Source organism: Nocardia acidivorans NBRC 108247, from assembly GCF_001625085.1.
In the GTDB taxonomy this organism is placed as follows: Bacteria; Actinomycetota; Actinomycetes; order Mycobacteriales; family Mycobacteriaceae; genus Nocardia; species Nocardia acidivorans.
Map to the genome: position 1 here is coordinate 1 of NZ_BDAW01000041.1, position 23,906 is coordinate 23,906.

The 23,906-nt window shown below is 69.0% G+C and carries 7 protein-coding genes and 1 pseudogene; 6 read left to right on the forward strand and 2 right to left on the reverse strand.

Annotated features, from left to right (window positions below; all coding sequences use genetic code 11):
- The 5 genes and pseudogenes from NA10_RS22305 to NA10_RS22325 form a co-directional block, all read left to right on the forward strand.
- The coding region (locus NA10_RS22305; protein ID WP_157556679.1) for a condensation domain-containing protein at nucleotides 1-2,264 on the forward strand (2,264 nt) is incomplete at its 5' end.
- Nucleotides 2,265-2,438: 174 nt separating this feature from the next.
- The gene (locus NA10_RS38795; protein WP_169812624.1) at nucleotides 2,439-3,035 is read left to right on the forward strand and encodes a condensation domain-containing protein; all 597 of its coding nucleotides are present in this window, start codon (nucleotides 2,439-2,441) and stop codon (nucleotides 3,033-3,035) included.
- Between the two features lie 286 nt (nucleotides 3,036-3,321).
- Nucleotides 3,322-17,331, forward strand: a pseudogene (locus tag NA10_RS22315) (non-ribosomal peptide synthetase); the annotation flags it as partial.
- A gap of 227 nt (nucleotides 17,332-17,558) precedes the next feature.
- Nucleotides 17,559-18,566, forward strand: coding sequence for an alpha/beta hydrolase (locus tag NA10_RS22320; RefSeq protein WP_067571090.1), 1,008 nt, complete (start codon nucleotides 17,559-17,561; stop codon nucleotides 18,564-18,566).
- Between the two features lie 155 nt (nucleotides 18,567-18,721).
- The gene (locus NA10_RS22325; protein WP_245677652.1) at nucleotides 18,722-19,969 is read left to right on the forward strand and encodes an Nramp family divalent metal transporter; all 1,248 of its coding nucleotides are present in this window, start codon (nucleotides 18,722-18,724) and stop codon (nucleotides 19,967-19,969) included.
- A gap of 74 nt (nucleotides 19,970-20,043) precedes the next feature.
- Here NA10_RS22325 and NA10_RS22330 read toward each other — a convergent pair whose 3' ends face one another.
- On the reverse strand, nucleotides 20,044-20,838 hold the full coding sequence (locus NA10_RS22330) for an enoyl-CoA hydratase-related protein (protein ID WP_067571091.1): 795 nt from the start codon (nucleotides 20,836-20,838) through the stop codon (nucleotides 20,044-20,046).
- A gap of 126 nt (nucleotides 20,839-20,964) precedes the next feature.
- Here NA10_RS22330 and NA10_RS22335 point away from each other — a divergent pair, with 126 nt between their 5' ends.
- Nucleotides 20,965-22,203, forward strand: coding sequence for a TetR/AcrR family transcriptional regulator (locus NA10_RS22335; RefSeq protein ID WP_067571093.1), 1,239 nt, complete (start codon nucleotides 20,965-20,967; stop codon nucleotides 22,201-22,203).
- Between the two features lie 94 nt (nucleotides 22,204-22,297).
- Here NA10_RS22335 and NA10_RS22340 read toward each other — a convergent pair whose 3' ends face one another.
- Nucleotides 22,298-23,779 carry an aldehyde dehydrogenase family protein gene (locus tag NA10_RS22340; protein WP_067571095.1) on the reverse strand — a complete coding sequence of 494 codons (1,482 nt, stop codon included), beginning with the start codon at nucleotides 23,777-23,779 and terminating at the stop codon, nucleotides 22,298-22,300.
- Nucleotides 23,780-23,906: the final 127 nt, after the last annotated feature.

Sequence of the window (23,906 nt, forward strand, 5' to 3'; positions counted from 1 at the left end):
CCGGGGTGGGCGCGCGCCCGCCGCTGGTGGCGGGGGAGCGGCCCGCACGGGTGCCGCTGTCGCTGGCGCAGCAGCGCATGTGGGTGCTGAACCAGTTCGATCCGGATTCCCCGGCCTACAACATCCCCATGGCCATTCGCCTGCAGGGCGCACTCGATGTGCCCGCGCTGCGCCGGGCCGTGGAGGATGTGCTGACCCGGCACGAGGTGCTGCGCACCCGCTATCCGGAGTCGGCCCCGGGCGCACCGGCGTACCAGGAGATCCTCTCGGTGGCCGAGGTGCTGCCCCATGGCCTCGAGGTGGAGCGGGCGCGCGATATCGGCGCGCGTGTCGGCGAGCTGGTCTTCACCGGATTCGATGTGGCGCAGCGGGTTCCGGTCCGCGTGCGGCTCATCACCGGTGACGATCCGGATGATTACCTGTTGGTGCTGGTGGCGCATCACATCTCCGCCGACGGCGCCTCCATGGCCCCGCTGGCGCGCGATCTGATGACCGCCTATCTGGCGCGCACCGCGGGCCAGGATCTGAATTGGACGCCGCTGGCGGTGCAGTACGCCGACTTCGCGGTGTGGCAGCGCGCGGTGGTCGGTGTGGACTCGGACGAGAACTCCCCGGCCGCACGGCAATTGGAGTTCTGGCGGGAACAGCTGGCCGCCCTGCCGACCGGCCCGCTGCTGCCGACGGATCGCCCGCGCACCGCCGCCTCCAGCATGGCGGGCGCCTTCCTGGACTTCAGCCTGCCCGCCGAGGTGCACACCGGACTGAATCGTATTGCGCGCCAGCACAATGCCTCGCTGTTCATGGTGGTGCACGCGGCGGTGGCGGCCTGGCTGGCGCGGCTCTCGGGCAATGGCGACGTGGTGATCGGCACCGCGGTGGCGGGCCGCGGCGAACGCGCGCTGGACGATCTGGTCGGCATGTTCGTCAATACCCTGACCCTGCGCACCGCGGTCGATATCGCCGCGCCGTTCGACACCCTGGTGGCGCAGGCACGCGAGACCGACCTGAACGCCTTCGCCAATGCCGATGTGCCGTTCGAGCGGGTCTCGGAGGTGGCGGCCGCCGGTCGTACCGCCGCGAATCCGCTACTGCAGGTGGTGCTTTCGCTGCAGAACACCGAAACTCCGGTGCTGGAGCTGCCCGGTCTGCGGGTCTCGGCCATCGATACCGAGTTGGCGGCGGCCAAATTCGATCTGCAGATCAGCATGGAGCCGCGGCCCGGTGTGGACGGTGCCCTCGGTGCGCTGGATGTCATCTTCGGATATGCCACCGATCTCTTCGACGAGGCCACGGTCGAGGCGTTCGGCCGGGTGCTGGAGCGGATTCTCACCGCGGTGGCGGCGGACCCGCATATCGCGGTCGCCGATATCGCACTGCTCGACCAGCCGGAACCCGATGTCGCGCAGCAGGTCTCGGCGGATGCGGAGCCCGGTCTCGCGGCCACCCGCGGTGCGGCGCTGACCCAGGTGCTCACCACCGCCGTCGAAGACGATCCGGACGGTCCGGCGCTGGTGTGGGGTGACGAGGCGGTCACCTACCAGGAGCTCGACGCCCGGTCCTCGCGACTGGCGCGCGTGCTCATCGCGCACGGCAGCGGTCCCGGCGCCGGTGTGCTGGTGCATCTCGAGCGCGGTGTGGAGCAGGCCGTGGCCACTTGGGCGGTGCTCAAGGCCGGCGCCATGCTGGTGCCGCTGGCGGCCGCCGCCGCGCCGGGTCTGGATGTGAAGGTCGGTGTGACAAGCGGATCGGCCCCGGCCACCGCCGTGGGCATCGAATGGCTGGTGCTGGACGATCCGGAGGTGGTCGCGCAGATCTCCGCCGAATCCAAGCGGCCGGTCACCTATGCCAGCCGCACCCGGGCGCTGCGCGGTGACGATGCCGCCTATATCGCGGGCGGTGCGGTGCTGACCTATGACGGGTTGGCCGCCGCGGTCGATCGGGTGCGCACGGGCGCCGAACTCACCTTCGAGTCCCGGACTTTCCACAGCGGGGCAGCGGATGCCGCCCTGGCTCTTGTGGAGCTGGTCTCAGCCGGTGTGGTCGGCGCATCAGTTGTGCTGGCGGACAGCTCCTCCGTGCTGTCTGAGGCGTTGTCCGAGGAATGGGTCACGCACCTGTTCGCCGAGCCCGCCGGAATCGCCGATCTCGGTGCGGAAACCCCGGATGACCTGCAAGCGGTGATTCTCCCGGCCACCGCGCGAATCGAAGACTCGGAAAATGTGATCACACTGGTCATTCCGGGTATACCCGCCGTTCACCAGTAGATATAGGCACAGCGGGCCGTCGTCTCAGACGACCCGCTCCGCTGTGCCCGCGAACATCGTGGCGTATTCGTACTATCCGGTTATCCTGCGACTGTTAGCGAAGAACGGGCGGTACCGCCCGCCCGTCTCCAACCTGTTCGGGGTGCGGGCAGCGGCGCCGCCGCGGTGGACGCGGTGGCCCGGCGCTATGCCGCCACCCTGGAGGAGGTGCTGCTCACCGCCTTGGCCGTCGCGCTCCGGGACGACGAGAGCGAATCGGTGCGCGCCACACTGGGTTCGGTGGTCCGGCTGCGCGCGGACGGCCGCCGGGGCGATCCGGCCGCACAGCACGCGGTCGGGGCCTTCAGCACGGAATTCCCCTTCCCGCTCGCCGCGACCGGGGTGGATCACGAGCAGGTGCGGTGCGGCGGTCCGGCCGCCGGGCAGGCCATCACCCGGGTGCGCGACACCCTGCTCGCTGTGCCGTCCCAGGGCGTCGGCTTCGGTCTGCTCCGGTATCTGAACCCCGCCGCGGCCGCGGTGCTGACCGGACTTCCGCAGGGCCGCATCGGCTTCCGCTATCGCGATCTGCGCCCGGCGCGGGCGTATCCCGAACCGGTCGCGGACGATCTGCTACTGGACATCACCGTCGACACCACCGCCGATGGCCTGCTCGCCCGTTTCGACTTCGCGGGCGAGCTGCTCGAACTCGACCGAGTCAAGGCGCTCGTCCAGGGGTGGGTACAGGCTTTGGGCGGGCTCGCCGAGCACGGAGGGGGGATCCCTCACTAGCATTGCGTCCTTAACACCCGTTTCTACGTGGACACCTGTCTTCGGTGTGCCGGAAGGTACCCTGGCGACGCGGTGCCCATGCAGAGGCGCAGGTCGTGACCACTCCCGATGCCGTGGCGCTGGTTGCCAGGCCCCGGCTGCCCAGCTGGGACGAGTAACACGACCCGCGCCCACCCGATTTCTCTCGGGACGCACGGGCGGCAGGAGCAACGACGGACAGGATGAGGGACATCTTCATGATTCGGGTGGTCGGGCACCGGCACATCGAGCGTCGGGCGGTAATCGCATGACCCGCACAGCTCGCGTACGGCCCACCCGTACCCGGCGGCCCCGCGTCCCCACCCTGCCGCAGCTGATCTCCACCGCCGTCGAAGCCAATCCGGCGGGCGTGGCTCTGATCCTGGCCGATGCCACCGGCCCGCTCGCACGGCTGAGCTATGCCGAATTGGATGAGCGTTCGACCCGGCTGGCGCATCTGCTGATCGAACGGGGCGTCGGACCCGAGGATCTGGTCGCGGTGGCCATTCCGCGCTCGGTGGAGTCCGTTGTCGCGGTCTGGGCGGTCGCCAAGACCGGCGCCGGATTCGTCCCGGTCGATCCGAACTATCCGGCCGATCGCGTACTGCACATGGTTTCGGATTCGCGGGCCGTCCTGGGCCTGACCATTGTCGGCAAACGGGCCGCGCTGCCCGATACGGTGACCTGGCTCGAACTCGACAATGCCGAATTCGCCGAGGTCACCCAGGGTTATCCGGTCGAACCGGTGACCAATGCCGACCGAGTGCGGCCGCTGCGCGCCGAACATCCGGCGTACACCATCTACACCTCGGGTTCGACCGGCCTGCCCAAGGGCGTCGTGGTCACCCACACCGGCCTCTCCGGACTCAGCGAGGAGCAGCGCGAACGCTTCCGCATCACCCCGGAATCGCGGGTGCTGCACGTGGCCTCGCCCTCCTTCGACGCCTCGGTCTTCGAAATGCTGATGGCGATCGGATCCGCCGCCGCCCTGGTCGTGGCCGCGCCGGAGGTCTACGGCGGCGAGGACCTGGGCGCGCTGCTGGCTCGCGAGGCCGTCAGCCACGCGGTGATCACGCCCTCCGTGCTGGCCTCGCTGGATCCGGCCGGACTCGATCAGCTCCAGGTCGTCCTGGCCGCCGGTGAGGCGTGCCCGCCGGAGCTGGTGCGGCGCTGGGTCGCCCCGATCGCCGGGGGCGAGCGGCGGCTGCTCAATGGTTACGGCCCCACCGAGACCACGGTGTGGAGCAATGGCGCGGAGCTGTTCCCGGACCGGCCGGTCACCATCGGCGCGGCCATCCGCGGCGCGGTCGCCCATGTGCTGGACGAACACCTGCGACCGGTCGCCCCGGGCGTGCCCGGCGAGCTGTACGTGGCCGGTGCGCTGCTGGCGCGCGGCTACCACCGGCGGCCCGAGCTCACGGCAGCGCGCTTCATCGCGAATCCGTTCGAGGACAACGGTTCCCGGCTCTACCGCACCGGCGACCTGGTGCGCTGGACCGCATCCGGTGAGCTGGAGTACCTGGGGCGCAACGACTTCCAGGTGAAGATCCGCGGCCTGCGCATCGAACTCGAGGAGATCGACGCGGTGCTGGCCGGAGCCGACACGGTCGACTTCGCGGTCACCGTCGGTCATCAGGTACGGGACCGCGCGACGGTTCTGGTGTCCTATGTGCACCCCGCCCCCGGGGCCACCGTCGATATCGCGGCGCTGTCCGCACTCGCCGAGAGCGCGCTGCCGCCGCATATGGTGCCCGGCGCGATCATGGTGCTGGACGAGATCCCGCTGACCCCGGTCGGCAAGCTGGACCGGGCCGCGCTACCGCCGCCGGTGATCGAGGCGCGCGCCTACCGCGCACCGGAAACCCCTGCGCAGCAGACGGTCTCGGCCGTCATCGCCGAGGTGCTCAAGGTCGACCGGGTCGGCCTCGATGACGACTTCTTCTCCCTCGGCGTGGACAGCATCACCTCCATCCAGATCGTGTCGCGGGCGCGCGCACAGGGTTTGGCCTTCAAGGCCAAGGACGTCTTCGCCGCGCGCACCGTCGAGGGGCTCGCCGCCCTCGCCGAAACGGTGACACCGGGCGAGGCCGAGGTGTCACTGGCCGCCGGACCGCTCGTCGCGGTCACCGACGCCGATCGCGCACGGCTGCAAGAGCTTTACCCGACCATGTCGGATATCTGGCCGCTGACGCCATTGCAGTCCGGCATGCTCTTCCACGCGCTGCTGGCCGAGCATTCGGTCGACGCGTACATGACCCAGTTCACCGTCGAACTCTCCGGCGCACTGGATATTCCGCGGCTGCGCGCGGCCGCCCAGGCCATGCTGGACCGGCATGTGAATCTGCGGGTGGCCTTCGCCGAGGACGCGAACGGCAATCCGCTGCAGATCGTCGTCGACGACCTCGAAGTGCCCTGGCGCTATATGGATCTCGGCGATCGCGCGGCTGATGAGGCGCCCGCGCGCACCGATTGGCTGATGGCCGCCGAAATGACCGGCCACTTCGATATGCGCACCGCGCCGCTGCTGCGCTTCACCCTGGTGCGCACCGCGCCCGAACGCTTCCAGCTCTTCGTCACCAGCCATCATATTCTGCTGGACGGCTGGTCACTGCCGCTGCTCATGCAGGACATGCTGGCGTTCTACGCACTCGGCGGTGATCCCGCGCTGCTGCCGCCGGTCCGGTCCTATCGGGACTACCTGGCCTGGCTGGCCGCCCAGGATCGCGAGGCCGCGCGGGCGGCGTGGCGGGAGGCCCTGGCCGGGTTCACCGAACCCTCACCGCTGGCGCCGGTCGACCGGTCCCGCGAAATCTCCGCCGGCATCGGCGAATTGGGCTTCGAGCTCACCGTCGAGGAGACCGCCGCGCTGGGCCGGGTGGCCGCCGAGGCGGGTATCACCGTCAACACCATCGTGCAGGCCGCCTGGGGTCTGCTCATCGGGCGCAGCACCGATCGCGACGATGTGGTCTTCGGCGCGACCGTTTCGGGTCGCCCGCCGCAGCTGGCCGGGATCGAAACCATGGTCGGGCTGTTCCTCAATGCCATTCCGGTGCGGGTCAAGCTCGATGCCGCCGGAACATTGGCCGGGCTGCTGCGCCAGTTGCAGGACGAGCAGGCCGCCCTGCTCGACCATCACTACCTCGGACTCGGCGAAATTCAGGAAATCACCGGTATCGACGGGATTTTCGACTCGCTCGTGGTGTTCGCGTCCTTCCCGGTGGACGACGAGGCCCTGGACGAGGCCGCCGCGCCCATCGAGGGTGTGGGCCTGCTCGGCACCTCGGCCGCCAATGGCACGCACTACCCGGTGACCGTGATGGTGACCCCGGGCAAGGCGCTGCGGGTGAATCTCAAGTACCTGCGCGATCTGTTCGACACCGCCGCCGCCGAGGCGCTCGCCGACCGACTTGCCCTGCTGCTCAACCGATTCGGCAGCAACCCGCAGGCCCGAATCGCGGAGGTGGACGCGCTCATCGACAGTGAGCGCGAGGCCCTGGACGCGGTCAATGCCACCGAAGTGCCCGAGCTGCTGGATGATTCGACGTTGCTCACCCTGTTCGACGCGCAGGCGGCGCGGACGCCCGAGGCGCTCGCGGTCATCTTCGGCGACACCACGCTCACCTATGCCGAGCTCGATGCCCGATCGCGGCGGCTCGCACAGGAACTCACACTGCGCGGCGTCGGCCCGGAGTCCCGGGTCGCGGTGGCTATGCGGCGTGGTGTCGATTTGGTGGTGGCTATCTATGCGGTGGTGCGGGCCGGTGGTGTGTATGTGCCGGTGGATCCCGATCATCCGGGCGAGCGTAATGAGTATGTGCTCGAGAGTTCGGCGCCGGTGTGTGTGTTGACTCGGGCTGATGAGGGTTTCGAAACCGCTTCGGGTGTGCCGCTTTTCTTGGTTGAGGCGCTGGCGGGGGCGAGTGAGATCGAGTTCGTCGGGTCGGGTTCGGTGTCGGTGCGGGCGGATAATGCGGCGTATGTGATCTATACCTCGGGTTCGACGGGTCGTCCCAAGGGTGTGGTGATTACGCATCGGCAGATGGTGAATCAGTTCCGTTGGGCGCAGCGGGCTTATCCGCATGGTGCGGGTGATGTGGTGTTGCATAAGACGCCGATCACGTTCGATATTTCGACGTGGGAGTTGTTCTGGCCGTTGCAGACGGGTGCGGCGGTGGTGATCGTGGAGCCGGATGGTCATCGTGATCCGGGGTATATCGCGCGGATGATTGGTGAGTACGGGGTCACTTCGGTGCATTTCGTGCCGTCCATGCTCGAGGCATACCTCGACGGTCTCGCGCGGTCCGCGACCGCGCCGAGCGGACAGCTGCGCTGGGTCTTCGCCGCCGGTGAGGCGCTGTCCACCGAGACCGCCGTCAAGTTCGATGCGGCACTGCCGAATACGGCCCTGGTCAACTGGTACGGTCCGGCCGAGGCGACCGTGGTCACCGCGCACCCGGCCGATCAGGCCGCGGGCAATGCCGTGCCGATCGGCAGCCCCGTCGCCAATACCCGTGTGCACGTCCTGGACCGTCAGTTGCGGCCGGTGCCGTTCGGTGCCGCCGGTGAGTTGTATGTGGCCGGAGTGCAATTGGCGCGCGGTTACCTCGGCGCACCGGGACTCTCCGCCGAACGCTTCGTCGCACACGAGAACGGCGCTCGTCTGTACCGCACCGGTGATGTGGTCCGCTGGGTCGCGGACCCGGCGGGCACCGGTCACGCGCTGGAGTACTTGGGCCGCAGTGATTTCCAGGTCAAACTGCGTGGTCAGCGGATCGAACTCGGTGAGATCGAGACGGTGCTGCTGAGCCATGAGGCGGTGCACCGTGCCGCTGTCACACTGGTGCGCGCGTCCACCGGTGATCGTCTGGTCGCCTATATCGTCCTCGAATCCGGTGTGGTGGTGGCGGATTCGGAGTTGCTCGCGCACGCGCGAGCGTCGCTGCCGTCGTATATGGTGCCTTCGGCTGTGGTGCGTCTGGCGGCGATGCCGCTCAATGCCAGTGGCAAGCTGGATCGGAAAGCCTTGCCCGAGCCGGAGTTCCAGGCGCGGGCCTATCGTGTGCCGTCGACATCGGGTGAGCGGACCGTGGCCGAGGTGTTCGCGGCGGTCCTGGGTGTGGAGACCGTCGGCGCGGACGATGACTTCTTCGAACTCGGCGGCAATTCGCTCAGTGCCACTCAGGTGGTGGCGCGGTTGGGTGCGACCATCGGGGCACGCGTACCGGTGCGCGCCCTCTTCGAATCGCCCACCGTCGCCGAACTCGCCGCAACCCTCGGCGATCAGGCGGATTCGTTCGGCACGCCGCTGCGCGCCATGGAGCGGCCGGAGCTGATCCCGCTCTCCTACGCCCAGCAGCGCATGTGGTTCCTGAACCGCTTCGACACCGCCTCGGCGACCTACAACCTGCCCACCGCGTTGCGCATCACCGGCCGCCTGGACGTGCCCGCCCTGCGCGCGGCGGTCCGCGATCTGGTGGAGCGGCACGAGGTGCTGCGCACCATCTACCCCGAACGGGACGGCGTCGGGTATCAGCTGATCCTGGCCGCCGACGATCCCGAGGCCATGCCCTCGATGCCCATGGTGGATGTGCGCGAGGACGGTATCGCCGCCGCCGTCGCCGCGGCCGCCGTCGCCGGCTTCGACGTCACCGCCGCCCCGCCGTTGCGAGTTCGCCTGCTGCGCTTGGGCGTCGACGATCATGTGCTGGTCTGTGTGGTGCACCATATCGCCGGTGACGGTTTCTCCGCCGGGCCGCTCACCCGCGATCTCATGACCGCGTATTTGAGCCGGATCCAGGGCCGCGAGCCCGAATGGACGCCGTTGCCGGTGCAGTACGCCGATTACGCGCTGTGGCAGCGCGAAATCCTCGGCGACGAAACCGATCCCGGCTCACTGCTGGCCCGCCAGCTCGACTACTGGCAGCGCACCCTGGCCGGACTGCCCGATCAGCTCGAACTGCCCGGTGACCGGCCCCGCCCGGCCGTGGCCAGCGGACGCGGCGCGACCCTGGCCTTCGAGATCGACCCCATCGTGCACTCGGCGCTGCACCGGGTCGCCGCCGAACACAACGCCACCCTCTTCATGGTGGTACACGCGGCCTTCGCCGCACTGCTGGCCCGGCTCTCGGGCACCGCGGACATCGCCATCGGCGCACCCGTCGCCGGCCGCGGTGAGGCCGCGCTGGACGATCTCATCGGCATGTTCGTCAACACCCTGGTGCTGCGCGCCCAGGTCGACCCGGCCGCGTCCTTCGGCGATCTGCTGAATACGGTGCGCGAGAGCGATATCGCAGCCTTCGGCCACGCCGACGTCCCGTTCGAGCGGCTGGTCGAGGTGCTCGATCCGGCGCGCTCCCAGGCCCGGCATCCGCTGTTCCAGACCATGCTCACCTTCCAGAACGTCGGCAACTCCGCACTCTCGCTGCCCGGGGTCTCGGTCTCGGCGGTCGAACTGGACGTGCCGCTGGCCAAATTCGACCTGCAACTGACCGTCAGCGAACACGCCGACGCCGACAATGAGGTACAGGGCATGACCGCCCTGTTCACCTACGCCACCGATCTCTTCGACGCGGCCACCGTGCGGGGCTTCGCCGAGCGTTTCCGCCGCATCCTGGTCGCTGTCACCGCCGATCCCGCCCGCGCGGTCGGCGATATCGATGTGCTCGCCTTCGACGAGCGCCGCAAGGTGCTCACCGAATGGAACGAGACCGCCATCGATCTGCCCGCGGGACAGCTGTTCTCGCTGTTCGAATCGCAGGCGGCCCGCAATCCGGGTGCGGTCGCGCTCAGCTTCGAGGGCGTCGAACTCACCTACGCCGAACTGGCATCGCGGGTGCACCGTCTGGCGCGCCTGCTCACGGCGGCCGGGGTGGGACCGGAAAGCCTGGTGGCACTGGGCATTCGGCGTTCGGTCGATCTCGTTGTCGCCATCTACGCGGTGCTCGAGGCCGGTGGCGGATACGTGCCCCTCGATCTGGATCAGCCCGCCGACCGCATCGAACATGTGCTCGAGACGGCCCAGCCGGTCTGCGTACTCACCACGCGCCGGGACGATTTCACGCCCGCGCCCGGCGATGTCTTTGCGGGGCATGTGCTCACCATCGACGCGCTCGACCTCTCCGGGTACTCCGATGAGCCGCTCCGCCAGGACGAACGGCGCGCACCGCTGAACGGCGCGCACCCGGCGTACGTCATCTTCACCTCCGGCTCGACCGGACGGCCCAAGGGCGTGGCGGTCTCGCACGCCGCCGCCGTCAACCAGATCCGCTGGATCACCACCGAATACGGCATCGGCGCCGATGATGTGGTGCTGCTCAAGACACCCGCCACCTTCGACGTATCGGTCTGGGAATTGTTCGGGCCGCTCGCGGTCGGCGCGAAACTGGTGATCGCCACCGCCGACGGGCATCGCGATCCGGCCTACCTCGCGGAAGTCATTGCCGCCGAACGCATCACCATGACCTCGTTCGTGCCGTCCATGCTCAGCGCCTTCACCGATACCGCCGCCCCCGCGGCGCTCACCTCGCTGCGTACCCTGCTCATTGCCGGCGAGGCGTTCACCGGTGACGCGGTCACCGCCTTCCGGCGCATCGGGCGCGCGGAACTGCACAACCTGTACGGGCCCACCGAATTCACCGTGCACGCCACCTATGCCCCCGTCCCGGAAGAGGTTTCGGGCGCGGTGCCGATCGGCGCACCGGTGTGGAACGCCCAGACCTATGTCCTGGACGCGCGCCTGCACCCGGTCGCCCCGGGTATGGCCGGTGAGCTGTACCTCGCCGGTGCTCAGCTGGCCCGCGGCTACCACGGGCGCGCCGACCTGACCGCGGATCGCTTCGTGGCCAACCCCTTCGGCCGGGGCGGCGAACGCATGTACCGCACCGGCGATCTGGTGCGCTGGACCGATCGCGGTCAGCTGGTGTACCTGGGCCGCACCGACTTCCAGGTCAAGCTGCGCGGTCTGCGCATCGAACTCGGCGAGATCGAATCCGCGCTCACCGCACAGCAATCCATCGCCCGTGCGGTCGTGGTGCTGCGCCATGACGAGCGACTGGGGGATCAGCTGGTCGCCTATGTCCTACCGGCAGCCGGATCCGTCGTTGACACCGTCGCGGTCAAGTCCGCTGTGGCGGAACGGGTTCCGGGGTACATGGTCCCGGCGGCCTTCGTGGTGCTGGACGAATTCCCGGTCAACCCGTCGGGCAAGCTGGACCGGCGCGCGCTGCCCGCACCGGATTTCGCGGCCGATCACCAATTCCGCGCACCCGAGACCGAGACCGAACAGGCCGTGGCCGCGGTCTTCGCCGAGGTGCTCGGCCTCGACCGGGTCGGCCTCGATGACGACTTCTTCGCACTCGGCGGTAATTCACTGGTCGCCACCCGGGTCATCGCCCGGGTGAACGCCGCCCTCGACGCCGGTCTCGGTGTCCGGGATCTGTTCGAGGTCTCCTCGGTCGGCGCGCTCGCACAGCGGGTTTCGGGCACCGAGGGCATCGCGCCACGGCCCAAGCTGGTCGCCGGGGCGCGCCCCGAGCGGGTGCCGCTGTCGCTGGCACAGCAGCGCATGTGGTTCCTGAACCAGTTCGATCCGACCTCCTCGGCGTACAACCTGCCCATCGCGCTGCGCCTCACCGGCGCCCTCGACACCGAGGCGCTGCGGCTGGCCGTCGCCGATCTGCTGGAGCGGCACGAAACCCTGCGCACCATCTACCCCGAGGTCGAGGGCACCGCGCACCAGGTGATCCTGCCCGCCGCGCGGGTCGTGCCCGAACTCATGCCGGAGCGGATCGGCGTGGACGCGGTCACCGACCGGGTCCACGCACTGCTCACCGCCGGATTCGACGTCACGCGTGAGATTCCGTTGCGGGTCAAGCTGTTCCGGCTCGATATCGCCGACGAGATCGAGCATGTGCTGGTCGTGGTCACCCACCACATCAGCTCCGACGGCTGGTCCATGGGGCCGCTCTCGCGCGATCTGATCCTGGCGTACATCGCGCGCTCGGCCGATACCGCGCCCGAATGGGCGCCGCTGCCGGTGCAGTACGCGGACTACACGCTGTGGCAGCGTGCGGTGCTGGGCTCGGAGGACGATCCCGAGAGCCTGATCGCCAAGCAGACCGAGCACTGGCGCGCCGAACTCGCAGGCCTCCCCGATGAGCTCAACCTGCCCGCCGACCGCCCGCGCCCGGCGACCCAGTCGTTCCGCGGCGGCAGCGTGAACTTCACCATCGACGACGAGATTCATCAAGGGCTGCAACGCATCGCGCGCGAGCAGCACGCCACGCTGTTCATGGTGGTGCACACCGCGCTGGCGCTGTTCCTGGCGCGGCTGTCGGGCACCGACGATATCGCCATCGGCACCCCGGTCGCCGGTCGTGGCGCGGCCGAACTCGACGATGTCATCGGCATGTTCGTCAACACCCTGGTACTGCGTACTCGGGTGCCGGGCGAACTGCGCTTCGACGAACTGCTCGCCCGCACCAAGGACGCCGATCTGCGCGCCTTCGCCAATGCCGAGGTCCCGTTCGAGCGCCTGGTCGAACTGCTCAACCCCGAGCGCTCCACCGCCCGCAATCCGCTGTTCCAGGTCATGCTGGCCTTCCAGAATCTGCCGGCCAACAATGCGGACCTGCCCGAATTGCGCATCGCCGCACTGGAATCCGAGGTCGAGACCTCACAGTTCGACCTGTCGCTGACCATGAGCGACGGTGGGGGACAGGGGCTCCAGGGCGCATTCACCTTCGCCCGCGACCTGTTCGACTACGCCACCGTCGGCGTCTTCGCGGACCGCTTCAAGCGCCTGCTCGCCGCCATCGTGGAGCGGCCGGGCACCCCCGTGGGCGATCTGCCGCTGCTGGACGACAGTGAATACGAGCTGCTCACCCATGTGCACGGCGATGACGTGATGGCCACCGGACTATTGCCCGAACTGCTCACCCGCGGCGTCGCACTGGGCCGGGACCGGATCGCGGTGCGCTACCGCGGCCACTCCATCACCTACGGCGAACTCGACGACTACTCCTCGCAGCTGGCGCGGGTGCTCATCGGCCGCGGCGTCGGACCGGAGAAGCTGGTCGCCATCGCCTTCCCGCGCTCATTCGAAATGGTCGCCGCCGTACTGGCCGTGGCCAAGGCCGGTGGTGCGCACGTACCCGTGGATCCCACCTATCCGGCGGATCGCGTGCGGCATATGGTCACCGACTCCGGAGCCGTGCTCGGCATCACCGGGCGCGCGCACCGCGGGGCGCTGCCGGGCGAGGTCGAATGGCTGTGCCTGGACGACGCCGCCACCGACGCGGCCTGCATGGCGCAGTCCCCGGGCCCGGTCACCGACGCCGATCGTCTTGCGCCGGTACGGATGTCGCATCCGGCGTATGTCATCTACACCTCCGGGTCCACCGGTATGCCCAAGGGCGTCACCGTCACCCACGCCGGTCTGGGCGGGCTCGCCGACTACGCGATCGCGCTCTACGACCTCGATCCCGAGCACCGGCTCATGCACATCTGCTCACCCAGCTTCGATCCCTCGGTGCTGGAATGGGTATGCGCGTTCTACACCGGCGCGACGCTGGTCATCGTGCCCTCGGAGATTCTGGGCGGGCCCGAACTCGGCGAGCTCATGCGTACCGAGAACGTCTCGCACGCGCTCATCACCCCCGCCGTCCTGGGCACCCTCGATCCGGCGACCCAGCCGCAGCTCGAGGTGCTCTCGGTCGGCGGCGATGTGACACCGCCGGAGCTGGTCGCGCGCTGGAAGGCCGCCGGGCGGGTCTACCACAATGCCTACGGCCCGACCGAGACCACGATCATCTCCACCTACGCCCAGCTCACCCCGGGCCGGCACATCACCATCGGTAAACCGGTGCACGGCATGTCGGCCCTGGTGCTGGACTCGCGACTGAACCCGGTGCCGCCGGGCGTCGCGGGTGAGCTGTACCTCGCCGGTGGCGCACTCGCCCGCGGTTACCGCAATCGCGCCGGGCTCTCCTGCGAGCGATTCGTCGCGAACCCCTGGGGCGCACCGGGATCGCGGATGTACCGCACCGGCGATGTGGTGCGCTGGTACGCCGATGCCGACGAGCGTGGCGGCAATACCGCACTGCCCGGTACCACATGGGAGCTCGATTACGTCGGGCGCTCGGACTTCCAGGTCAAGATCCGCGGCTTCCGCATCGAACTCGGTGAGATCGACGCGGTGCTCGGATCACATCCCGATGTCGACTTCGCCCTCACCGTCGGGCGCAAGAACCACACCGGCACAACGGTTCTGGTCTCCTATGTGCTCGGCAGGGCGCTCGACCCGGAGGCGCTGCGGAGTTACGCCGGGCAGAGCCTGCCCCCGCATATGGTGCCCGCCGCCGTCGTGGTCCTGGACGAGCTGCCGCTGACCCCGGTCGGCAAACTCGATCGCAAGGCGCTGCCCGAACCCGAACTGCGCCAACGCGAATACCGCGCACCGTCCACCCCGCTGGAGGAGACCATCGCGGCCACCTTCGCCGAGGTGCTCGGCGTCGACCGGGTCGGCGTGGACGAGGACTTCTTCGCCATCGGCGGCAACTCACTGCTCGCCACCCAGATCGTCAGCAAACTGCGCAAGGTCTCCGGTGCGCAGGTCATGGTCGCCTGGTTCTTCACCGATCCGACCGTGACCGGACTCGCCGAACGCATTCGCCTGGATCTGGAGAGCAAGCACGACTACGACTCGGCCGCCGACGCCGCGCTCGCGGTGGTGCTGCCGATCCGCGCCACCGGCGACCGCACCCCGCTGTTCTGCGCACCGCCCATGGTCGGAATGTCCTGGTGCTACGCCGGATTGGCGGGTTACCTGCCCGCGGACCAGCCGCTCTACGGTCTGCAATCCCCGGCGCTCACCGAGGCCGACTACGCACCCGACAGCCTCGAAGAGGTGGCGCGGCGCTATGTCGAGGCCATCCGCGAGATACAGCCGCACGGGCCGTACCGGGTGCTCGGCTACTCGCTCGGCGGCATCCTGGCGCACGCCATCGCCACCGAACTCCAGGCCGCCGGGGAACAGGTCGACGTGCTGGCCAACCTCGACGCCTACCCGGACGCGGAGTTCACCGACTTCACCGCCGCGGTCCGCGACGAATTCGCGGCGCTGGGCGTCGGCGAGGAAGCCTTCCCGGACGGCGATATGAGCGACCTCAGCGATGAGGCGCTGGCGGCGCTGCACGAGGCCATCCCGGCCGATCTCGCGGTACTCACCGTGGAGCGGCTGCGGCGCATCTACCGGGGCGCGGTACGCACCGTCGAGCTCGGATCGCGGTACCGCCCAACGGCATTCGACGGCCGGATGGAACTGTTCGCCGCCGAGCTCGGACGCGGTGACGATCATCGGCATTCGGCCGCGGACTGGCGGCCCTTCGTCACCGGGCCGGTCACCGAGCACGTGGTGCCGGTCAAGCATCAGCTCATGACCACCGCCGAGTCCTACGCCGTCATCGGGCCGCGGCTCGCCGCCATCCTGGACGGCGACAGTGGCGCTCCCGCAGACGAGGTGACGGCCGGCGGCGACCGTGCCGAGGGCGACTGGACCATCACCCAGGTGCTGCCCGTCATCGACTTCGACGCGGTCGGCTCGGAGATGAAACTCCAGGCCCGCGAAGAGGATTCGCGGCACCTCACCGAGGAGGCGGCTCCGGAGGAGATCGCCGAGGAGATGGCGGGAGCGGTCGCCGAGGCGGTGGCCGAGGTCGAACCGGAGGCCGTCCCCGAGCCGGAGCCCGTGGCCGTCGAGGCCGAGCCGGTGGCCGCCGAAGCCGAGACCACGGACGCCGAAGCCGAGACCACGGACGCCGAAGCCGAGACCGCAGCCGTCGAGGCGGACGCCACCGGCCTCGCCGACGCATCCGATACGGCGGAACCCATTGCCGAGCCCGAGGTTCCGCCCGCACCGGCCACCCCGCCGGTCATGGGTCCGCGTCTCACCGCCGTGGGCAAGGTGTCTCCGCTGCCCGCGGGCGCGGTCAGCATGCTGGAGATCGAACCCTCCGGCCTGTGGATCCGCGCCATCACCCTCGATATCGCCGCCGATGTCTCCGGCAGTCGCGTCCGCAGGTCCGTACGGACCCTGCTGGACCGGCATCCGGCGCTCTGGTCCCGACTGCGCCGCGACGGCGATACCGCCGTCATGGACATTCCGATGCAGGCGAATTCGCGCGATGCCGTGGTCTGGCAGCTCGATCCGTCGGTCGAGGCGGTCGGCGATCCCATCGAGGCCGTCATCCATGCCGCCGCCGCGGAGCTCGATCCGGAGAAGGGCCGCAATATCCGCTTCGTCCTGATGGCGGGCGGCGAGGTCGATCCGAATCTCGATCCGGCCGATCGGCCCGCCGCCGTCCTGGTCGCGGTCGCCAACGGCCTGGTCGTGGACGACACCTCGTGGCGCACCATTATCGAGGACCTCACCGCTTCCTGGTCCGGTGGGCACGCCACCCCGCCCAGCGCGGACGCGCATCCGGTCGGTATCGCCCGTGACCTCGCGGTCCGGGCCGCCGCCACCGAGACCGTCGCCGAATTGGATTGGTGGCGTTCGGCCCTGACCTCCGCACTGCCCGGCCGCGATCCGGCCGAGGTATTCGGCGGTGCCGGCGAACCGCTCGGCCGCGGCCGGGTCTCGGTCTCCATCACCGGTGAGGGCGCGGCCGCCGTCGATACCGTGGCCCGCTACTACGACGCCAGCATCGACGACGTCCTGCTGGCCGCGCTCGCGGTCACTCTGCTCGACGACAGCGCCGAAATCGTCCGCAGCGCACTGGGTTCGGTGGTGCAGCTGGTCGCCGACGGCCGGGTGCCGGGCGATCCCGCCGGGCACCGCACGGTCGGGGCGTTCTCCACGCCGTACCCGTTCCCGCTGCGCGTCTACGGCATCGACTTCGAAGAGGTCCGACAGGGTGGCGCGGCGGCCGGATCGGTCATCCGGCAGATTCGCGATCGCCGCCGTGAGGTCCCGTTCCGGGGCGTCGGCTTCGGACTGCTCCAGCACCTGAACCCGGACACCGCCGCTGCCATCGCCGAACTCCCGGTGGGACGCATCGGGTTCCGCTATCGGGACCTGCGACCCGCCCGGGTGTATCCGGAACCCGTCACCGATGATCTGTACCTCGACGTCACCGTCGACACCACCCAGGACGGCCTGGTCGCACGCTTCGACTTCGCCGGTGCGGTACTGGACCTGGAGCAGATCAAGCGACTCGTCGAAGGCTGGGTCCAAGCGCTCGGCGGACTCGCCGAGCACGGACGCGCGACCAATCCGTAACATTGTCGGCTATCGCGGCGATGGCATTAGCCGTATGGTCTCTCGGGGGGTGAACCCTGCCCGGAGACCACGGCTGGGTACCCGAGCAGCACTGCGCCGCAGGGTGGTAAGACCGGCACAAACGAACCAAAGCGAAGGTGTGAACATTGATTCGTCGACACGTCCGTAATGGGATTGTGGGGCGTCGGCGCGGTGCACGAACCGCTGCCTTCCTCGCCGCAACGGCAGTGCTGACCGGCCTGGTCGCCGGTGTCGGCGTGCCGAGCGCCTCCGCCGACCCGATCATCGACAGCAAGAAGCTGCTCGCCGATCCCGTCGCCCCGGACGGGTCGAAGATCACCAAGGCGGAGATGAAGGACGGTCGCAATATCCGTCTCTACGTCTACTCCGCCGCCATGGACGCCACCTACCCCGTCGACGTGCAGCGCCCGGCCGACGCGTCCGCGCCGCGCCCGACCCTGTACCTGCTCAATGGCGCGGGCGGCGGACAGGACGACGCCTCCTGGCAGAAGAAGACCACTATCGTCAACGGCTTCCTCGGCGACAAGAACCTGAATGTCGTGCAGCCCATCGGCGGTAAGTGGAGCTACTACCAGGACTGGCAGAACGATGACGAGGTGCTCGGCCGCAACAAGTGGCAGACCTTCTTCACCGAGGAGCTGCCGCCGCTGATCGACGCCGCGCTCGGCACCAACGGTGTGAACGCCATCGCCGGCATCTCCACCTCCGGCACCACCGTGCTGTCGCTGCCCGAGGCCAAGCCCGGCCTGTTCCGCGCCGCGGCCGCCTACAGCGGTTGCGCGCAGTTCGCCGATCCGGTCGGCCGTGAATTCATGCGCCTCACCGTCGAGACCTGGGGCGGCGGCAAGCTGGAGAATATGCACGGTCCGGAGGATTCCCCGGCCTGGGCCGAGAACGATCCGGTCATCCACGCCGAAAAGCTGCGCGGCACAGACCTTTACATCTCCTCCGGTAGCGGTCTGCCCGGCCAGTACGACGCGCTGAACGGCCCGTACGCGCTGCCCGGCGCCTACGGCCTGGCCAATCAGCTGATCATCGGCGGCGCCATCGAGGCGGGCACCAACTACTGCACGCACAATCTGCAGGCCAAGCTGGACTCGCTGGGCATCCCGGCGACCTACAACTTCCGCGCCACCGGAACCCACTCCTGGGGTTACTGGAACGACGAGTTCATGAACTCGTGGCCGGTGCTGGCCCGGGGCCTGGGCCTCTGAGGCAGACGCCCGCGGGGCGGTGAGCCCCTGATCATCGAGAGACCGATTCGACGGAAACCGTCGGGTCGGTCTCTTTTTCTGTGCCGGACGAGGAGTCGGGTCTTTTTTCACGGGTAGCTCTCAACAAAAAGTTTGGGAACCCGTAAACTATTGTTGTGAGTACCAGCCTGGCCGATAAACGCTCCACGTTCCAGCGAGCGCGATCGGCCACGGTCCTGCTCGGTCCGGCCTTCGTCGCCGCCATCGCCTACGTCGACCCCGGCAATGTCGCCTCCAATATCAGCGCCGGAGCGAAATTCGGCTACCTACTGGTCTGGGTCATCGTCATGGCCAATGTGATGGCGGGACTGGTGCAATTCCTGTCCGCCAAACTCGGGCTCGTCACCGGGATGTCCCTCCCGGAAGCCGTGCGGGACAAGGCCGGTCGCAAAACCCGGCTCGCCTACTGGGCGCAGGCCGAAACCGTCGCCATGGCAACAGATCTCGCCGAGGTGGTGGGCGGGGCCATCGCGCTGAAGCTGCTGTTCAACCTGCCGCTACTGCTCGGCGGGGTCATCACCGGCATCGTCTCGATGGGGCTGCTGCTGGTGCAGAACAGGCGCGGGCAGCAGCCGTTCGAACGCGTCATCACCGGCATGCTCGGCGTCATCGCCATCGGATTCCTTGCCTCCGTGGTTATTTCACCGCCCTCGGCGGGCGGGACCATCGGCGGACTGCTGCCGCGTTTCGACGGCGGCGAGAGCGTGCTGCTGGCCGCCGCCATGATCGGCGCGACCGTCATGCCGCACGCGGTCTACCTGCACTCCGCGCTCGCCCGGGACCGGCACGGCAGCCCCGCGGCGGGACCGGCCCGCGCCCGGCTGCTGCGCATCACCCGCTACGACGTCGGCCTGGCCATGCTGCTCGCGGGCACGGTCAACCTCGCCATGCTGCTCATGGCGGCCGGAACGCTGCGGGGGCGCGATGACGTCGACTCGCTCGAAACCGCGCACGCCGCGGTGCGGGACACCCTCGGACCGGCCGCCGGACTCCTGCTCGCAGTCGGCCTGCTGGCCTCCGGCCTGGCCTCCACCTCGGTCGGCGCGTACGCGGGCGCGATGATCATGGAAGGGCTGCTGCACCGCACCATCCCCCTGCTGCTGCGCCGACTCATCACCCTGATCCCCGCCCTGGTCATCCTGGCCATCGGCGTGGATCCCACCCGGGCCCTGATCATTTCGCAGGTGGTCCTGTCCTTCGGCATCCCCTTCGCCCTGATCCCGCTGGTCCGCTTCACCGCCGACCGCACCCTCATGGGCGATGACGTCAACCCCCGCCTCACCACCGCCCTGGCCTGGCTGGTGGCCCTGATCATCTCCGCCCTGAACGTAGCCCTCATCTACCTCACCGTCACGGGCATGTAGACCCGCAACGGGTCTATCGCCCCGTCATCCCGGCGCGCTTTCGGCCGGGATCCATACGGGGCGAATGAATTCCGCTATTCGGCGAAGACCGCTTTGCGCTTCTGGAGCATGGCCGTAGCGCCCTCGGTGAAGTCGGGGGCGCGCAAAAGCTCTGCCTGGCCGGTCTTTTCGGTCGCGAGCGCCGCGTCGAGGGAGGTCAGGGCGGCGGCATTGAGGGCACGCTTGGTGAGTTCCAAGGCCCGCCGCGGGCCGTGGGCGAGCTTGGCCGCGGCGGCCTCGACCTTGGCGTCGAGTTCCGCATCGCCGTAGACGCCCGCGATCAGCCCGCGCCGCGCCGCCTCGGTGACGGGCAGGCGATCGCCGAGCAATGCCATCTCCGCGGCGAGCGGACGACCGGCCGCGGCGGCGACCATGGCGGCCGCACCGCCATCGGGCATCAGGCCGATATTGATGAAGGCCAGCAGCAGATACGCGTCCTCCGACGCATAGGTGAGGTCGGCCGCGAGCGCGAAGGCCACGCCCACCCCGGCCGCCGCGCCCTTCACCCGGGCGATCACCGGGATCGGCGCGTCCACGATCGCCTTGATCATCCGATTGGCCACGTCCATGGTCTGTTCGGGGGTGATTCCGCGCGCCGCCTCACCCGGACCGGCCGCCAGATCCGCCCCGGTACAGAAGTCGCCGCCCTCGCCGGTGAGCACGATCACGCGCACGGCCGGGTTTTCATATGCCGAAAGCACCGTCTCACCGAGCCCCGCCATGGTGTCGTAGTCGATGGCGTTCTTGCGTTTGGGATTGGTGATGGTGACACGCAGCACCCGGCCGTCCAGCACAGCGGTGTAGCCCGGGGTCGCCGCAGTGTTGCTCATGTCTGCTCCTGCTCTGCGTGCGGTGCGAATCGCGGCGCAATATGTTCAGCTGTGCGAATTGTGGTTAACTTAGGTGGATCCGTCCGGCACTGTCAACAGCCGGTGCCGTTGAGAAGGAGAAAGTGCATGGTCGCCGATCGCAGCGAAGCCGGACTCGCTTCCGCGCGACCGTCCGGCGAACCCGGACCCCGGCGACGACCCAAGAATCGCAAGGCTCAGATTGTCGGCGTGGCCGCCCGCGCCTTCGCTGAGCGGGGCTATCACCCGGTCGGCGTGGACGAGATCGCCGCCGAGGTCGGCATCTCCGGGCCCGCGCTCTACCGGCACTTCAGCAATAAGTACGCCATGCTCGTCGCCGCCGCCGAGATGGGGGCACAGCAACTTCTGGACGCCGCCAAGGCCGCGGACAATCCGAAGCTGGAACCGGAACCGCGACTCACCGCACTGATTCGCGGCATCACCGAGTACACCATCGACTGCCGCCGCGAGGGCGGACTGTACCGCTGGGAGCGCCGGTATCTCGAGCGCGAGGACCGCGCGCGCATTCGCGTCATCTACACCGAACTGCACGAAACCGTCGCCGCGCCCATCGCCGAGCTGTACCCGGACGCCGACCCCGCCGATGTCATATTGCGCGCGGCCGCCGTGCTCTCGGCCATCGGCAGCGTCACCGGCCACCGCACCGCGCTCTCCAATGCGCGAATCGTGGCCCTGCTCAACGACATCTGCTGGGATATCCTGCGCGCCGAGCTACCCCCGCCGCCCCCGCCGGTCACCGGCGATCCGATCGTGCGCGGCCTGCCCGTCATCTCCAAACGCGAACAACTGCTCACCGAGGCGATTCGGATCTTCGGCCGGCAGGGCTATCACGAGGCCAGCATCGAGGAGATCGGCGCGGCCGCGGGCATCAACGCCTCCAGCGTCTACCGCTACTTCAGCAGTAAATCCGATCTGCTCGCCGCCGCCTTCCACCGCACCGGCGAACGCGTGGCCATCGCCAATGCCGAAGCCCTGTCCGAGGCCACCGGCCGCGCCGACGCCGCGGTCCGCATCGCCGAGCGCTTCGCCCGCATGACCTTCGCCATGCCGGAGATCCTCCCGGTCTACTTCGCCGAATTCTCCAATCTGCCCGCCACCGAACAGCATCGACTCCGCTCCATCCAGCGCCAGAACGTCCTGGAATGGGCCAACCTGCTCGAAGGCGACCAGACCGAAGCCCGCTTCCGCGTCCACGCCGCGATCGGCCAGGTCATCGACGTGGGCCGCCGCCTCCGCTTCGACTCCCGCCCACAACAATTGGCAAGGGTCCGCGCCCTGATGAGCGCGGTCCTACTGGGCGCGAACCCCGCCCCCGACGGCGAATAGCCGCAACCTCGAGACATTCCATGTTCTCGCCGCGAGGTTCGCGGCCCGCGACTCCCAGGGCCGCGAACCCGCCCGGAGCGAAGCGGAGGGCAAGTCAAACACGGTGGCGGAGACGGAATAGGGCCCTGGCCATCCGGAGACGCTGGGGATGATTGTCGAAGGTGCCCAACGGGTCTCGGTGGCGCTGTTCGGTAATCAGTTGGGGGCGGGTGAATTCCAGCAGTGACTGCGGGTCGCGAATGCGGCCCGGGCCGTTCACGCCGTAGACCGGCGTGGCGTTGACCGTCACCAACGGGGTGCGCAGGCGTTCGGCGAATTCGGGGACACTGCGGATGTCCCGGGTGAAAACCGCTACGGGGAGCGGTCTTTCCGACGCGTTGACGCGTTCGACGGCCTCGTCCATATCGGCTACCCGATTCACGATGAGCACCGGACCCACCGCATCGCCGGTGATCGCCACGCTCACCTCGGGGACTTCGGTCAGGACCACCGGTTCGATATAGGGCTCGCGGATCGATTCCAGACTGCCGACCACGGCGCGGCCGCCGCGGGTGAGGGCGTCGCGGACCTGGCGGCGCACCACGTCGAGCTGGGCCTCGAGCACCATCGGCCCGTAGGAGGCGCGGCGGTCGGCGGCGGGGCGCAGGCGGCGGGCCTGACCGGCGACCAATTCCAGGAACGGCTCGTAGACCGAATCGGCCACGTACACCACGTGCACGCCCGCCGGATGCTGTCCGGCATTGGACATCGCCCCGTAAACCGCTGCGGCAGCGGCGGTATCGAGCCGGGCGTCGACCTGTACCACCATGGCTCCGCGACCGCCCTGTTCGACCACCAGCGGCGTACCGGACTGCGCGCAGAGCGCGGTCACCTCGCGCGCCCCGGCGGCGGAACCGGAGTAGGCGATCTTGTCCAGCCGGGCCCGGCAGAGCGCGGCGGCGGTGCTGCTGTCACCGGTAACCACCTGCAGCACAGGCTGACTGGGGGACAGACGGCTCCAGGTATCGGCCAGCCACGCGCCCACACCGGGAGTGAGTTCACTCGGTTTGAACACCACCGCATTGCCCGCCGCCATGGCGCCGGCGATCGAATTCATCGGTGCGAGAACGGGATTGTGCCAGGGGCCGAGCACGCCGACCACGCCCAGCGGCAGATGCCCGATCGAGCCGGGGCGATCGCGCCGCAAGCGCGCGGCGGTGCGGGTGGAGCGGCCCAGGGTCCGCTCGGCGCGGCGCGCGACCCAGTCCAGATGCTCCACCGCCAGGGTCACCTCGACGGCGGCGTCCAGGCGCGGTTTTCCGGTCTCGGAGCTGATGACCTCCACCAGATCCCGGGTGCCGCGCGCGATGGCGCGCTTCCAATCCAGCAGCCAGCGTTTGCGTCCGGCGAAATCCATTGTCGCCCACCACTGTTCGGTGGTGTGCGCGGCGCGCACGGCGCGCGTCAGCTCACCGGCGCCCATAATGGCGAAATCGCCCACGACCTCCCCGGTCCGTGGATCGTACGAAGTAAGGACCTTGGATCGGCCCGCTCCGGTGCGCGCTGCGGCCCGTGGCTGCTGCGCAGACTCGGCCATGGTTACCCTCTCGTGGCCATCGAAAACTCTCCCCTCCACGTCAGACTATGGTTCGGCGCACACCCCCGACAAGGTGCGGAAATTCAGCAGACCGCCCGGTCTGGCCCTGGATCTGCGGCTATTCGTA